The following is a 14,569-nucleotide window of genomic DNA, read 5'->3' on the forward strand; positions in this document are numbered from 1 at the left end:
GATAAAATGAAACCAATTATAATTCCCATCAGATTATTGTTTGACTGTCCTGAGATAGATAGCAACGACTTTTCAACATATTCGGAGTGCTCACCAGCCCTTGGGGAGTATATGTATGCCATCGCTACAATGGATACGACTAAAATCTATGTGTTCCTGTTCGTATGCAGAAATAGTGAGGGTGTCAATTATGTTGTTGTGTTTATATGGGATTTTAATAGTGACAATCCGGTAAAAAGATTCATTATTCGTCAGGGATATCGTATGAGCGAGAGCGAAGAAGAAGATTATCTTAAGTATACTAACTCTGAACTCGAATGTGATGAGGATGCATACAAAGAGTTTCTGAAAAAGATTCAATATGTATTTCCTGCGTGGGGAGTTATAAATTATACAAAAGAACAAATTGGGGTATTGCTATCACACATATACTATGCCTCTCATCGATCTGGCCCCAAGGGAGTGTTTTATAGGTATAACCTTACGACAATTGCAGAAAATATAAACCATATACCATCAATTTCATTGCTTTCAGAAACGCCGGAAGAAATTATTGGCCGAAATTTGTCTATTGATAATATAAGGGTGTTGAACAAACCTTTTATGATTCAATATTTGTTTTCTGATGAGTCAATTTCTATGTTTAAAAACATATATGAATTATTTCCTGAATATGTCAATGTCAACATGTTGCCATGCCAATGGTCCTATTTGCGCGGCATTTCTGATGATGGACAGGCTATTACCGAGAGTTTTAATGAAGACTTGTACTCGTATTTGGGAGAATATGGAGATGAAAGATTAAATGCCTTGTATAAGGAATTTTATTATGTGAGATCACAAATCAAAACGAAAAGTCTTATTTCAACGCCTGTGCCTGTTTATATAAATGAAATAGTCGAACATATAAAAGCAATACGCAATTATCAAGAAAACATAAAATTGGCTGATGATCTAATAAAAAAGCATAACGCAGATCAAAATTGGGTATATAGTGACTCAGACTATATTGTTCTAAATGCAACCCATGTTCAAGAAGTTATCGACGAATCTGTGGCACTACAGCTATCTTTGATTAACTCCATAGATAGTTTTGTAAACGGTAATGTTATGATTCTGCTAATGCGTCGGGTTTCTTGTATTCATGAGCCGTATGTTTCAATTATAGTAATGCGTGATGTGCAAGGTGGTTATTCTATAGAATATGTAATTGGCCGGTGCCTTCCACCAGTGTCAGTATACAGATTTGTGGAACGATACGCTCGTGCAATGGGTATTAAGTATAATCCTGAATATGTTTTATCCTTTGACGATGTTGGTTTTACAGAGGAACACAAAACATATGTTGAAGAATACAAAGCAAGGCCTGGGATAAATGAAGATGATTAAAAACAGTTTTTAAGGTAGAAAATGGCAAGCGTATTTATTACAGGTGATACACACGGTTATGTTGATCGTTCAAAACTGGAGCGTGAAAACTGGCCTGTTCAGAATTGCTTAACCAAGAATGATTATCTCATTATTGCAGGGGATACAGGTATTCGCTGGGATAATTCGCAAACAGACGGGACACTTACAAAACGGGATCAGGATATGATTGGTTGGTATAGTGATAAAACTTTCACTACGTTATTTGTTGATGGGAATCATGATAATCACCGCGCTTTAAATTCTTATCCTGTTACAGAGTGGCATGGAGGAAAGGTTCATCAACTGTCAAGTTCTGTATTCCATTTAATGAGGGGACAAATGTTCACTATAGAGGGTCAGACATTTTTCACTTTGGGAGGTGCTGTTTCCACTGACAGATACGGACGAGAAGAGGGACAATCTTGGTGGCCAGAAGAAATGCCATCAGATGCAGAACTTGAAGAATCAATAGCTAACCTAAAGAGGATTAATATGACAATTGATTATGTTATTACTCATTGTTGTGGTACATCTCTGCTACCTTGCTTGTTATCATTTCATTACGATTCGGACGATCTTACATGCTTTTTTGATCAACTGGAATTCAATTACAAACTGAGTTTCAAACACTGGTATTTTGGCCACTACCATCGTGATAAAACAATCGACAATAAATATACTTGTCTATACAATAAAATTGAGCAAATCATTTAGGAACAGACTCAGAAAAAATAAATGTGATAAAAACTAAAGAATAAAAGAAGTATGAAACAAGTTAGCAAATATTATATGCATATTCTTCCTAAAGCTATTCTTAAAAGGCAATTGTTTGAAACTGATTTAACAACAACTGCTGTTATTATTTGTTCTGATGACAACGCTTTATATAAGCAATTATTACCGGATAATACGATAGTAGTTCCTTTTGCTGATACCACAATCAGAAATCAGGCAAATGCAATAACTTCAGAACAGGCAAATGAAATAATAGGCTTTATAAAGAATCTTCCAATTTGTATTCAAGATTTGTATATTTGCTGTGATGCTGGCGAATCAAGAAGTCCTGCTGTGGCTGCCGCCATTCTCAGAATGTCTGGAAAAGACGATAATGTGATTTGGGAAAATCCTTTCTACCACCCCAATTGGCTTATTTTTCAAGTAATTTGTAGAGAATTTGGTTTGTTGATGCCTGATTGGCATATTAAACAATTAGTAGAGCTTAACAAACGGTGCTATATAAATTCAGTTAGAAACGGCAATACCGGCAATTATGAAAAGTGGCAAATAATTGAATGAATATGAAACAACAATTTAATTACATGAATACTAGGTTATCTCTTTGTGAATATGCTGTAAATAATTGCCTATATGCTCCACATGATAGAGCAAACGTATTTATCTTTATTTTTTCTGTTGTTATACTACAAAAAGAAAAAAAATTTTATTTTTCTTTGTTGTTGATAACTCAATAATTGTATTGGGAGGGTGTTTATGCAATTGTGTAAAAAATGCGGTGCGCAGATGAAAACTACAGATAAGTTTTGTATGAAATGCGGTGCTAGCAATATCCGTAATTATACAAAGGTATGTCTTAAATGTGGGCTGGTTTATGAAGATGGTATTAAGTATTGCAATAAGTGTGGCAATTTCGTTGAAACAGTAAAATGTCCTGCATGCGGAAAACCTACTAATCCTTTGGAAGTAGCATGTCATAATTGCAATTCAAATATAGTTGAGTTAGCAAAATCTGACATCGATAAAAGCGCTACTATTATACAAATCATGCTGAAAACAGAAAGCTTTGAACAAATACAAGCAAATGAATTAATGCTTAGGCTTGCAAATCAAAACTCAATAATAGGTTTAGCAACCGTTTATTCTTTTGAAGCAGCTGCCAAGCGTGAAGGAGACTATAAAAGAATATCTTTGTTTGTTTATGATGAGGCTTCACCAGATGAATGGGATAATCCGCTTTCTACATGGTATAACCCCCGAGAACAATATTCTTCAAAGCAGGAATTTATTGAGGCTATTAGAAGAGATTCTAAAAGACCCGATATGGGGTTCTTGGCATGGTTAACAATATATGCTAAGACGGGAAAAGACAGATATGCATATCAATTGTGTATTATGCTTTCCAATATATATACGACATTGGGATATTTTTTTGATAGTAGAGGTATGATTATTTCCGAATGTGGAGTTGAGCTTCAACATCAGGCTTATGACTTATTATGTGTAGCTCAGAATAATCCTCAAATAAACTATTTGAATGATGACGTGGCCAAAAAACTATTTTCTGATGTCAGGTACAAGTTGGCACGACAATACTTTACAATTGATTATTTGGGGTTTAGCGAACCAGATGAAGATGGAAATTATTCCGGAATTCATAAGTATTATTCAAATTATAAAGATGGATATAAAAAAGCTTTGGACATTCTTAAAGGTCCAAGGGTTGAAGATCAAACACAAGCCAAACTGCTAAGAGGTTTGTTGTATTACAATTTTGGCGATAATAAGAACTTTATTGATGCTTGGAATATAGCTTGCAATGATGCTGACTATATTAATTTCGAAAAAGATTATATGGATGATGGTATTTTTGCTCTATCGGCTATTTTTATGTCTGATATTGCTCGGCAGGACGGAAATATAGAATTTGCTATGAACATTTTGAGATTTGCATACTCCCATATAACCAGAAAGCATTGGGCAGAGGTTTTACAGGAGGAGTATTCTAAGTATCAGTAAGGTGAATATTGAAAGCAGTGTATGTAGTTTATTAGCCAAAGGAGGTTATAAATGGGAACTTGGATATGCAAATGCGGAAAAGAATGCGACGGAAATTATTGTCCCAAATGCGGAAGCAAATGCCCTGAACAAGCTGATATTGAAAGTGTTGATAAAACACTTAGTGAATGTGATGTTAAAGAAGAAAATGTCTTTTTATGTATAAATTGCGGTTCAAGAATTGTTGTTAACTCTAATAATGTGAAAGACGTTGAATGCATTAAGTGTGGTTTAAAATCTAATAGCTTTGATTTCAATTATCTTAATGCATCTACTCCGACCATAGCACGACTGAATATAGAAGCTATTCCAGATTTAAAAATTGGTGATGAGTTCATTTATGGCCGCTTCACTCCATATGGTCAAATAAAGTGGAGAGTAATAGATATTAAAGAAGGGAAAATAGAGGCCATATGTCATGCCGGATACAATGCATTCTTGGATCGCCAGCCATATAATGAAGAATTGGTTCCTTCAACATGGGATAAGTGCTCTCTTAGAAGATTTTTAAATGAAGAGTTTATTGATAATGTTTTCTCTGAAGAAGAACGCAACCGAATAATTAGCACCGAAATTATATCTGAGGATAATAGCTTATTTGGAACAACTGGTGGTGATTCAACAGTTGATGAGGTGTTCATATTATCTGCAAGTGAAGCTTCACGTTTAATTCCCAATGATTACGGTAAGAAGAGAAAGTGGTGGCTTAGAACTCCGGGTTATGTTGATTATTCTGCATGTTTTTATAGTAACGAGGTCGATTATATCGGAGAACTAGTTAATAGGAAAGGGATTGTTGAATCTCCTTCGGCTCGACCGGTTATTTGGGTAGACACTTCTGGGATTCAGCGATTTACTCGAGAGAACACAAAAGAAAACATATCGGATTATAAAAAAGGAAATGAGATTGAGTATGGTTTTGATCCCCACAGAGGTTCAATAAAATGGAGAATTCTCGATGTCAAAGATGATCGTGCACTTATTATCTCCAAAGATATATTTAGGGAAAGGTTATTTGATATAAAGCCAGAAGACGATTCTGATTATGTCCCAATGTGGGAGAATTGTAATATTAGGAAATGGCTAAACGGAGAATTCTTTGATAATTTTTTGACCGAAGAAGAAAAGAAGCGAGTTTTAGTTACAAACAATCCTAATAGCAATATAAAAAGATATGATAATTCAATTGTTGAAGCGCATTTCACAAATGATAAGGTATTTTTGCTATCAGAGGAAGAAGCTTTATCGTATTTTACCGGAGATGAAGAAAGAATCTGCGAGGGGTGTTCATGGATGCTTCGTACTACCGATTCATACAGTGTTAAGGGGGTAGGATATACAGGAGAGGTTGGAAAAGGAACAAGTTCCCCTGATGGTTATAATGGTATCAGACCGGCAATGTGGATTAAATGTTGAATATAACCGAAACTTAAACAAAGTAGTATTTCTATGATAAGTGTATCGCGTAAAGCCTTCGATGAAATTATTATATCAATGAGTGCAGTTGAGATTGAAACTGGTGGTTTGTTAGGGAGTTCTAAATGTGGACTGATAGATACCTTCCACTTTGATGAGGGAAGGTGTTGCAATACAAAAGAATACAATCCTGATATCGATATGCTAAATGGACTGCTAATTAATTGGAATCTATCGCAAATAGCATTTATGGGCATTATTCATAGTCATTGGGATAAAGAAGAATTGTCGGCAAAGGATATCTATATGGCTAAGGTTGCAGTTGATTACATATTAAAAATGTGTCCTTGCAACTCTATCGAGCTATTAGTCTTTAACAAAATAGATAATACGTGAACATTTTTCATTTTCTTAACTATTCAGACATTTTCTATATATAAAGAAAAGTTAATATTCATTTAGATCTATAAAGATTAGTTTACTAAAGACGCTCCACCCGGATGCGGGTATGTTTTTTCTTTTGAAAGAGGTGTTTATATGGGTTTGTTTGGAAAAAAGGAATCTAATGCAGAGTATCAATCTCTCAAAAACAGTGTTATTAATGATTGGAGTCATCTCACAAATGACAATATCTCTGCTTCGCCAGAAGAATTAAAGAACCAGTGGTCATCTCTATCTCAGCAATTAAATAAAGCATACAAATTATCTCAAAAATATAAGGATACCGGAAATGATATTCCATTATTCAAGTCTTACTTGGATGAGGCAGCGTCCAGAATTAAAAAGTATTCCTTTGAGATTGAATATGCGAAGTATAAGGCAGAATACTCCAATGTATGTAAAGAGTATGAGGAGATAATAGGAGCGCAATATAATGATAATGCTTCTAGTGTTTGGAATGACTACTATGAGTTAATGATGAGATTTGAAAAACTCAACAAAAGAGCCAACTGGCTTCAGAAGCAATTGCCCACATATCGTCAATATGATATAGACGAAAGGGTAGTAAATGAAATCTATAGTAATACTGCATTCTTCTACTGTGCAAGTATTCTTTATCTAACAGAAAACAAGGAAGAGGAATACGATGAAAAGAAACGAGATGCATATTACCAGTACTTGAGAAAATGTGAAGCTGTAGCTAAACAGTTTGCTGAAGGCAGATTCAAGACTATGAGGGGGATTTCTTGTAACCGCAGAGCTTTGTTTATACAAATTTACGATAATAGACATGGACGTAACGATCCGATCGTTGTAAACAGTGTTTTACGCGAGGCAAAACCCGGTTTATCCATAGTCGAAAACATCGATTATTGTTCTTCAGTAGTCCAGAAGTATAGTGGTAATTCTGTTCTTAATGCTTGGGAATGGAATTTTATGATAACTGCGATGGAAGACCTTTGTAATATATACAAATTTGAAGGCAATCATCAAAAGGCACGTGATGTAGTTAATGTATCAATCGAAGCACATCAAAAGGCAAACACCTTAGGGAATTGGGATGATCTTATAAAATCTATGATAGAGTTAAGAAATGGAATCATCTGACAGATTGAAATGAACATTTTAATCGCCAAAGCATAGCAACTTGAGAAAAATGAGTAACGATTCAACTAATGCAATCTTATTGGTATCACAAAATATAATCTGCGATATTTACTCTTCCTTTAGTAATTCATGCTATGAATCTGGCGGATTAATTGGTAGTAAAGAAGATAATGTAATAGATTCATTTTATTATGACAAAGGAAAGGAGGAAAGAAGACACGATTATATTCCAAATGTTGATGAGCTTCAACACCAACTATCGATTTGGAATAAGGAACAAATTGAGTTTAGAGGTATTATTCACAGTCATTTGAGATGTGGAGAACTATCTCAAAAAGATGTAAATATGGCTAGACGAGTGTTAGAACTGAATAACATACCCAGCATATTGATGCCAATTTATATCATTAACAAACAAATCATCGTTTGGTATGAAGTGCTTAATGATAACATCGTACTTCGTGTGCCAAAGACAACAAAATCAGGAGGACGATAAAATGAAAAAGAATGAAACAACGAAAGAGATTAAACTTCCACAGGATCTGTGTTTTGCAGGAACATATAGTTGTGAGAATTGCTATTATGGTTCAGGTTCTTGGAGAGGAAATGAAATGTACTGCAACAAATATGGAGAGTACTATTATCCCAGTGCAGCCAATGATTGCAATGCTTATTATGCCAAATAGTTTTATTTCGATGAGAGTACACTATCTTGGGTATTATCAAGAAAGGGGCAGGTGTCTTCTCCTCTGCTGAAATAGGTTCCTTTGACGGTGGTATTATATATCAAGGTGTAGGATGCTATAAGACTGCTATTGGCGAGTATCTATATGGTTCCATATATTGTGGTGTAGGCTGGTTTAACACCATAAAAGGAACATATTCGAATGGATTGATATACGAAGGCATCGGTCCCTGCAGAACACTAATTGGGTTTTGTAAGAACGGATTTATTTATGAGGGCATTGGTTTTACAGCTACTCAGATAGGTCAATATGAGGGTGACATAGATGGGGCATGTGCTGCAGCTTACCTGCTTTTATTTTAATGCAATTAAAGAATGCTTATTATCAGGAGGTCTTTATGAACGAGATTTGGATTTGCCCTACATGTAAACAATTTCGTATTACGGCGTTTTGCGGTAAATGTGGATGCAAAAAAGTCATCCCGCCATTACCTAACATCACTTATACTGATGAGATTCAACAAAATCGAAAGACTATTAGTTTCTATAACGAACAAAGAGGAGTAGTCTTAAACTCATTTATTACGCTTGAGCAACAAATAAAGATGTTTGATTTATCTGAGTCGGATCCAGATGTAAAAAAAGTCCGTGCTTCAAATGATGAACTAGCGAATGCTCTCAAGGGTTTTGAACTAAGGTTTGCTAATGTTGTGAACATTTGTGATGCAATTTGGCCAAAGGTAGAAGAATTACGCAAGGCTTTAGATGAAAGCAATATCCTCTCCGTATATGAAAAACAGATTCAACAAGTTAGGAGTGGGGGTTCAGATGAAGATCAAATAAACAAAGATATCAGTGCTATATATAATGAAAGAAATACTGTGCGGGAATCGTTTATTAAAAACAATCCAACAGTCTATCCGGAATATTGGGATCTGGTTGCACCCAAAAGCCAATCAACGTGGATGCAATCTCATGACCCATATGTCTGGGCTCAGATGTGGCGTAGTGGTGCTGATATAATTGCATAATTTAGTTCAGGAGTGTACAAAAACCTCGGTTCCTATCCTCTAACAGAGAGACCGTTTTTCGATTGAATAGCACATAATTTAGGAGGTGTGAGATGCCAAATTGTATAAAATGCGGCGAATTAAACAATGAGAATGCAAACTATTGCAGAAAGTGCGGTACTCCTTTAAAAATCAATATGAAGCAATTCTAAAACCCGTAAAGCTTTCATTCAGCAAAATGGGGATTACACTGAATTACAGAGCCCCGTTCCTGAGATAGGAAAGGGGCTCTTTTGAAGTTTCAATTATTTCGAAGAATCTTTCATATGATAACTCGAAAACCATTGCGAAGAATAAGTTTTCATGCTGATCATGTTCGGACATAAGGTGTAGCTTTACCTTTGCTTATTCTTTGACATAAGCGTTACCATATAGTTCGCCTGGTCCTTTTAGGAAAAGAGCTTCTACTATTTCACCGTATTCTTCAAATTGAGTATTAACAAAATAGTATTCATATTCCTTCGAATGTGAAAGTCTTGTTTGTGCCTTCACCGGAGCGCTCCATCTTAACGATCTTGAATGAGCCTTCAGTCCTTACATTGGTTACTGTCGACTTGAGAGTTGCATAGCTTCCTGCCTTAAGCTCGAAGTCCTTGTAGAACTGAAGCTTGCCGTTGACTGTTCTGGAAGCAAAACCCTCAGGTGTCTTGTAGGTATAAGGAATCTGCGTGTTCTTGTAGTAAGTAACAGGGCAGAGCTCAACTACTCGGTACTTTCCGACAGGAAGTATGAGAGTATCAAGGCCATCTTCTGTCGTGTGTTTACCGGAATAGGTCCATGTGAAACCGTAAGTTCCAATACCGTTTGTCTTTGCAGTACCCGTAGCAATGAGTGTCTCAGTGCCGCCGTTTACTTTGTAAAGCTGTGCGGTAACAGTGGAAGCATCACCTGCGGCAGTGACCTGCTTGGTGAGGTTGAACTTCTGGACGTCCTTTTCGTTTTCTACAGCCAAAGCAGTGATCTTTCCGTTATTTGATTTAGCCGTAAGATCGAGTGTCTTGGAATAGGTGTAAGCAGTAGCCGTTTCTGTCTTTGTCCAGCCGCTGTTGTTGTGTTCCTCAATGAGGACACCGTCAACATATTCCTTATCCCAGGTCTCTTCAATGCGGTAGTGGCCGAGAGGGAGGAAGTTTATGACATTTACGCTTGAAGCGGGAGTGATGCCAAAACCTGTCTTGTCGACTCTGTTCCAGGTAACGTTGCCCTTGCTGTCTACAGAACCATTGGCAATGAGTTTGTTGCTGTCGGTATTGTAGAGCTTGAAGGTGACCTTGGTCATGTCGAAAGGATTGCCCGAAGGTACGACCTTGTTAACATTGATTCCTGTGTACTCGTAGTTGTTTACTATACCGTCCTGTTTAACCGTGGAGCTGCTGTTGACCGTTACTGCCTTGTAGAAGTAATCGGCTGCATTGTTCCAGCCTGCAGGAATTGAGTAGGTATAAGGAATGCCGGATGCTCCGTATGCGATGGCAACGGAACTCTTGATCTCACGTACCTGATACTGAATGTTTACCTCAGTACCTGAAGCATTTTTCTCTGTTGCGGGAAGTTCGAGGTTATATGTCGTTGTTCCTGTTAAGAGTTTTGACGTATCGGTGTTGGAGTAGTAGTTCGGTACCGTATATGTCCAGAGGACTTTTCCGTCTGACTGTGATACACCGGTCGCGATCTGTACGGGAGTTGCCTGAGAACTCATGTTGTAGAGTTCAAACTTAAAGCCAGCGACGGAAGAGCGGATAGTCTTGTCTTCAAGAGACTTTGTAAGAGAGTAGTATCCGACTTCGGGAAGCTCAGTGAGCTGCATTGTTCCGTCAGCGAGGTGTTCCCAGTACATCTTATTTCCCGTGCCGTAAGATGAGTTGTTCTCAACATAACGGGGAGTAGTTCCGTCATCCAAGAGGCGGATCCTGACGATCTGATCGTTCAGCATATATCCGGCAGGTGCTTCGATCTCCTGAATACGGATCGTGCCATACGGATACTGTGTGCCTGAGAGGTTCTTGAGGTAGTTCTTATCGTTTCCGCCGACAGGTGTAAGTGCCTGGAGATCGGAAAGCTTGATCGTTGCGGAACTTCCGCTCAAGGTGTACTCATAAATTACGGTAGCTTCAGCATTGCTGTTACCGCTTGCACCAAGGTCCTGAGCGTAGTAGGAGATCCTGAACTTGGCTCCGGAGAAAGATGCGTTATGAACAACGTTGCCTGTCTTATCGACCTTCCTTAAGGAAATGGTAAGAGGGTCACGGCCCGGGATATCCGTCATATTCATATAGTAAACATCACCGGACTTTGTTGTTTTGACACCCCTGTCAACGGAAACAACGCCAGCCGTGCTTACCGTAACGGTATAGATATTCATGTCGAGGTCATATCCCTTGCCGGCTGCGGTCTCTTTGAGATAGTAGGTAGTGCCGTAAGTAACCGTGTATTTTGTTGTAGTAACTCCGTTTGCGTTAACCGTGAACGTTGCTAAAGCGTTGGTGTTCGCATTGGCATCAGCCTTTGACGAATAGAGCTTATAGGTTGTACCGTTCAGGGAGTAGCAGCTATTGTTATTCGTTACACCCGGGTTGGCAGAAGCCTTGGTAAGACTGATCTGCGTATCCTTCGGTCTGTCGAAGATTCCGATAACGATGGGGTTGCCGTTAGTACAAGTCGGTGCTTTTGGTGCAGTGCCTGACTGTACGGAAACTGTTGCAGTACCGTTTGCGGCGATCACGATCTTGTAAACAGCCGTATCAAGATCATAGCCTGAAGCAGGTTCTGTCTCCTTGAGGTAGTAGGTTGTACCGCATACCACATTGATGTTCTTGTCAGCAGAACCGTCCGCCTTCATGGTGAAAGTTCCGACTGTGCTGGAAGCTGAGAACGCGGTGTCTTTTGCAAGCACATACTTTGCTCCTGCAAGATTGTAAGCACTGTTTCCGTTTGTCTTGGAAGTGTCGGTTGACGCTTTTGTAAGAGTGAGCGGAACTGTCGTGTCGTTAGTAAGCGTGATGGTGGTTGTGTTGTCGGCATTTACCGTGAATGTCTTGTAGAAGTATGTGCCGTCACTGCTCTTTGACCAGCCTGAAGGTGTATCAAGAGCACGGCCTTCAACACTTGTAACTGTCTCACGAATTTCGTATGTGTGTCCGGGAACGACCTGTACTCTGTTGTTCGATGCGGAAGTATATCCGCTAGCGATGTTCGACCATGTTACTGATACAGTCGTGTTGTTCGTAGCATTTGCATCGAATTTAGCGGTACCCGTTGCAACCTGTGCATTTGCCGTATTGTCACGGAGTACAAACGTGTATGTCCTGTTCCTCAGGAGCTGATAGTTCGTGCCGAGAGATTTGCTTGCAGCAACATATGCCTTAGGCGTAGGTGTCGGCGTAGGACTATTGGTCGGTGTAGGTGTCGGACTGTTTGTAGGTGTAGGAGTAGGGCTGTTCGTGGGAGTCGGTGTGGGACTGCTTGTCGGAGTAGGCGTGTTGATCGGTGTGAGTGTTACGTTGCCGAACGCCATCTTCTGGAAACTGTCTGGATACTGTCCGGCCTCACATACCTGAACCCACCAACCGGTAAGCTGTAACGGATGACCGGAAGAATACAATGTTGTTCCGCCCATGCGTACACTGACGATATACTTTGCATAGTCTGCAACAAGGTTCATCCATGCGGTAGAACCCCAGGATGTCGTTGTCTCACCGTCAAATGCCATATCAGCCAGGATATGAGTCAGGATATATCTGCCGTATGTGCCGTGATCCTTGAGAGCACCGGACTTGTCGTGCGAATCAAGCCAGGATTTTGCATAACTTGATAAACGGCCGCCGGGACCGAAAGCGAAGATAGCCTGTAAGTACTGCTCTCTTGTAACGGTATAGCTTCCAACCTTGACTGTCTGGTTCAATACGCTCGGGTGGCAGTTGTAGTATGCCTTGCCGCTTGCAGGACTTGTCTGGTCCCACTCAATACAATATACGGACTTATCCCAGGTATCGTAATTGCTTGAGCCTTCGTAGTAGACATACATTCTTCTTTGGTTCGGGTTATCCCAACCTGAGATATAGTCGTCGTAGTAAACGATGCAGTTGTCATCGTCAGAAGTGCTTGTTGAACCATCTACAGTTGAATAGACTTCATAACCGGAACCGCTTGAACTGGGTGAATCCGTAACGAAGTATTCGGATGAGCCGACGTAATAGCAGTATCCGTCACCTGAAGGCTTATATGCTCTGTAAGAGCCAAGGATATCCTTCATGTTTGCGGCATCTCTGATATACCAGCCCAAAGCTGTTGCTGCCGCTTCTGAAGTAGAGTTCGCTCTCATGACAAAGTAATCAACTGAGGTGCCGTAATTTGAGAAGGTCAGCATGGAATCGCTGTTTACAGCACCAATGGTCATTACGTTTTTAACGCCTGCGGGGAGATAACCGGAAGCATCTGCTTCGTTATTACCTGCGGATGCGAACACTTTTGCCTTTGTGCTTTCGATCAGGGATCTGAATGCATCGTACTGACCGTTGTCTCTGATAGAGATCGCCATGAGGATATAACTGACGCCGAGATCTTCTGCGAGCTGTACGGCGGCATAAACATCAGTCATATTGCCTCTGCCGTCATCACCGATCGCCTTGATGGAGATGATATAAGCATCAGTTGTCTCGTTTAAGATGAAGTCGCACATGGCTGTACCATGCCCGTTGTGGTCAGCAACATCATCACCGATAACGGAGTATCTCTCATTTGCGAGGTTGGAACCTGTGTCAATAACGGCAACCTTTGTCTTTGCTGCGGGATTAATGGCGCCGTAAGAGATCACGGGACCGAAATTACCGCAAACACCGAGAGTGCCGTCGATTGCATACTCGTATCCCATCTTGTCGCAGTAAACGATTGCAGAAGCTGTCGTGTCTGAGTCATCGAAGACAAGGATATAAGTGCCGTCGTAGTAGACACCGTCAGCGCAAACGAGGGAAGAGAGATCAGCCTTAGTGTCGACGATCAGTCTCTGATAGCCTTCAGGGAGCTTGGAAACGAGGTCATAATACTCGTCAGCAGAAGCTGCCTTGATTATGTTGCTCTTTGTTTCCTCAACAGGCTGATCAACTACTGTTGTTTCGGTTGGCTCAGGCTGTGTTGTCTCTGTAACCTCAGTCGTTTCAGAAGAAGACGGTTCCGTTGTTTCTGCTGACTCTGATGTTTCAGCAGATGTCTCGGAAGTTTCTTCTGTCTGCTCTGTGGGGGGAGCGGTGGTATCGATGCTGTCCGAAGGATCGGTAACATCGATGTCTTCATCATTCTCCACGATAACAGGCTCGTCTACGGCATAGTCTGAAAAGTCCGGGACCAGTGATTCTGTAGGCAGGATAGCCTCAGTTACATCAGGCTCAGACTGTTCAGATGTCTGTTCCTCGATAGTCTCGTCCGGTGTCACGTTCTCGGCTGCATATACTGCAAGCTCAGGCGTGAGTGGGGAGATGACTAACGAGAGTGCGACAAATGCGGAAACGGCACGCCTTGCGATGCGGTTTCCGGCAATGGCGCTGCGGGCCTTGTTAGCGAGAAGGATGATCTTTCTTGTTGAATCCTTCATTCTGATTTCCTCCTTGTTTTCTTGAAATAAAAAGACCCCGCAAAAGATTGCGAGGTTTAC

At 39.9% G+C, this 14,569-nt stretch carries 13 protein-coding genes; 12 read left to right on the top strand and 1 reads right to left on the bottom strand.

Features of this window, described 5'->3' with window-relative positions:
* Window positions 1-6 precede the first annotated feature (6 nt).
* From BO18_RS27815 to BO18_RS36670, 12 genes are all read left to right on the top strand, one after another.
* The gene (locus BO18_RS27815) at window positions 7-1,389 is read left to right on the top strand and encodes a hypothetical protein (RefSeq protein ID WP_034451172.1); all 1,383 of its coding nucleotides are present in this window, start codon (window positions 7-9) and stop codon (window positions 1,387-1,389) included.
* A gap of 21 nt (window positions 1,390-1,410) precedes the next feature.
* Window positions 1,411-2,124 (top strand): hypothetical protein, encoded by a 714-nt coding sequence (locus tag BO18_RS27820; RefSeq protein ID WP_034451174.1) that lies wholly within the window; start codon window positions 1,411-1,413, stop codon window positions 2,122-2,124.
* Between the two features lie 51 nt (window positions 2,125-2,175).
* Window positions 2,176-2,706, top strand: coding sequence for a hypothetical protein (locus tag BO18_RS27825; RefSeq protein WP_034451176.1), 531 nt, complete (start codon window positions 2,176-2,178; stop codon window positions 2,704-2,706).
* 195 nt (window positions 2,707-2,901) lie between these two features.
* Complete coding sequence (locus BO18_RS27830) at window positions 2,902-4,164, top strand: zinc-ribbon domain-containing protein (RefSeq protein ID WP_034451177.1); 1,263 nt, start codon at window positions 2,902-2,904, stop codon at window positions 4,162-4,164.
* 51 nt (window positions 4,165-4,215) lie between these two features.
* A complete protein-coding gene (locus tag BO18_RS27835; RefSeq protein WP_034451178.1) occupies window positions 4,216-5,619 on the top strand; it encodes a DUF6273 domain-containing protein in 1,404 nt (467 codons plus the stop codon).
* Window positions 5,620-5,697: 78 nt separating this feature from the next.
* A complete protein-coding gene (locus BO18_RS27840) occupies window positions 5,698-6,015 on the top strand; it encodes a hypothetical protein (RefSeq protein WP_185752602.1) in 318 nt (105 codons plus the stop codon).
* Between the two features lie 141 nt (window positions 6,016-6,156).
* A complete protein-coding gene (locus BO18_RS27845; protein ID WP_034451180.1) occupies window positions 6,157-7,167 on the top strand; it encodes a hypothetical protein in 1,011 nt (336 codons plus the stop codon).
* A 49-nt stretch (window positions 7,168-7,216) separates the two neighbouring features.
* Window positions 7,217-7,663, top strand: coding sequence for a hypothetical protein (locus BO18_RS27850; protein ID WP_034451181.1), 447 nt, complete (start codon window positions 7,217-7,219; stop codon window positions 7,661-7,663).
* Window position 7,664: 1 nt separating this feature from the next.
* A complete protein-coding gene (locus tag BO18_RS27855) occupies window positions 7,665-7,853 on the top strand; it encodes a hypothetical protein (protein ID WP_034451183.1) in 189 nt (62 codons plus the stop codon).
* 26 nt (window positions 7,854-7,879) lie between these two features.
* Window positions 7,880-8,215, top strand: a complete 336-nt coding sequence (locus tag BO18_RS27860; RefSeq protein ID WP_034451184.1) for a hypothetical protein — start codon at window positions 7,880-7,882, stop codon at window positions 8,213-8,215.
* Between the two features lie 35 nt (window positions 8,216-8,250).
* Complete coding sequence (locus BO18_RS27865; protein WP_034451185.1) at window positions 8,251-8,883, top strand: hypothetical protein; 633 nt, start codon at window positions 8,251-8,253, stop codon at window positions 8,881-8,883.
* Window positions 8,884-8,975: 92 nt separating this feature from the next.
* Window positions 8,976-9,074: a zinc-ribbon domain-containing protein gene (locus BO18_RS36670; RefSeq protein WP_081861283.1), complete on the top strand. Its 99-nt coding sequence runs from the start codon at window positions 8,976-8,978 to the stop codon at window positions 9,072-9,074.
* A 299-nt stretch (window positions 9,075-9,373) separates the two neighbouring features.
* On the opposite strand, the gene BO18_RS35185 is transcribed toward BO18_RS36670, so the two are convergent.
* Window positions 9,374-14,509: a SpaA isopeptide-forming pilin-related protein gene (locus tag BO18_RS35185; RefSeq protein WP_034451186.1), complete on the bottom strand. Its 5,136-nt coding sequence runs from the start codon at window positions 14,507-14,509 to the stop codon at window positions 9,374-9,376.
* Window positions 14,510-14,569 lie beyond the last annotated feature (60 nt).

It is taken from the genome of Butyrivibrio sp. AE2032, from assembly GCF_000702965.1.

Coding starts and splice junctions, on each gene's coding strand:
- BO18_RS27815 (WP_034451172.1), top strand. CDS start 7: ATGAAACCAATTATAATTCCCATCAGATTATTGTTTGACTGTCCTGAG.
- BO18_RS27820 (WP_034451174.1), top strand. CDS start 1,411: ATGGCAAGCGTATTTATTACAGGTGATACACACGGTTATGTTGATCGT.
- BO18_RS27825 (WP_034451176.1), top strand. CDS start 2,176: ATGAAACAAGTTAGCAAATATTATATGCATATTCTTCCTAAAGCTATT.
- BO18_RS27830 (WP_034451177.1), top strand. CDS start 2,902: ATGCAATTGTGTAAAAAATGCGGTGCGCAGATGAAAACTACAGATAAG.
- BO18_RS27835 (WP_034451178.1), top strand. CDS start 4,216: ATGGGAACTTGGATATGCAAATGCGGAAAAGAATGCGACGGAAATTAT.
- BO18_RS27840 (WP_185752602.1), top strand. CDS start 5,698: ATGAGTGCAGTTGAGATTGAAACTGGTGGTTTGTTAGGGAGTTCTAAA.
- BO18_RS27845 (WP_034451180.1), top strand. CDS start 6,157: ATGGGTTTGTTTGGAAAAAAGGAATCTAATGCAGAGTATCAATCTCTC.
- BO18_RS27850 (WP_034451181.1), top strand. CDS start 7,217: ATGAGTAACGATTCAACTAATGCAATCTTATTGGTATCACAAAATATA.
- BO18_RS27855 (WP_034451183.1), top strand. CDS start 7,665: ATGAAAAAGAATGAAACAACGAAAGAGATTAAACTTCCACAGGATCTG.
- BO18_RS27865 (WP_034451185.1), top strand. CDS start 8,251: ATGAACGAGATTTGGATTTGCCCTACATGTAAACAATTTCGTATTACG.
- BO18_RS36670 (WP_081861283.1), top strand. CDS start 8,976: ATGCCAAATTGTATAAAATGCGGCGAATTAAACAATGAGAATGCAAAC.
- BO18_RS35185 (WP_034451186.1), bottom strand. CDS start 14,509: ATGAAGGATTCAACAAGAAAGATCATCCTTCTCGCTAACAAGGCCCGC.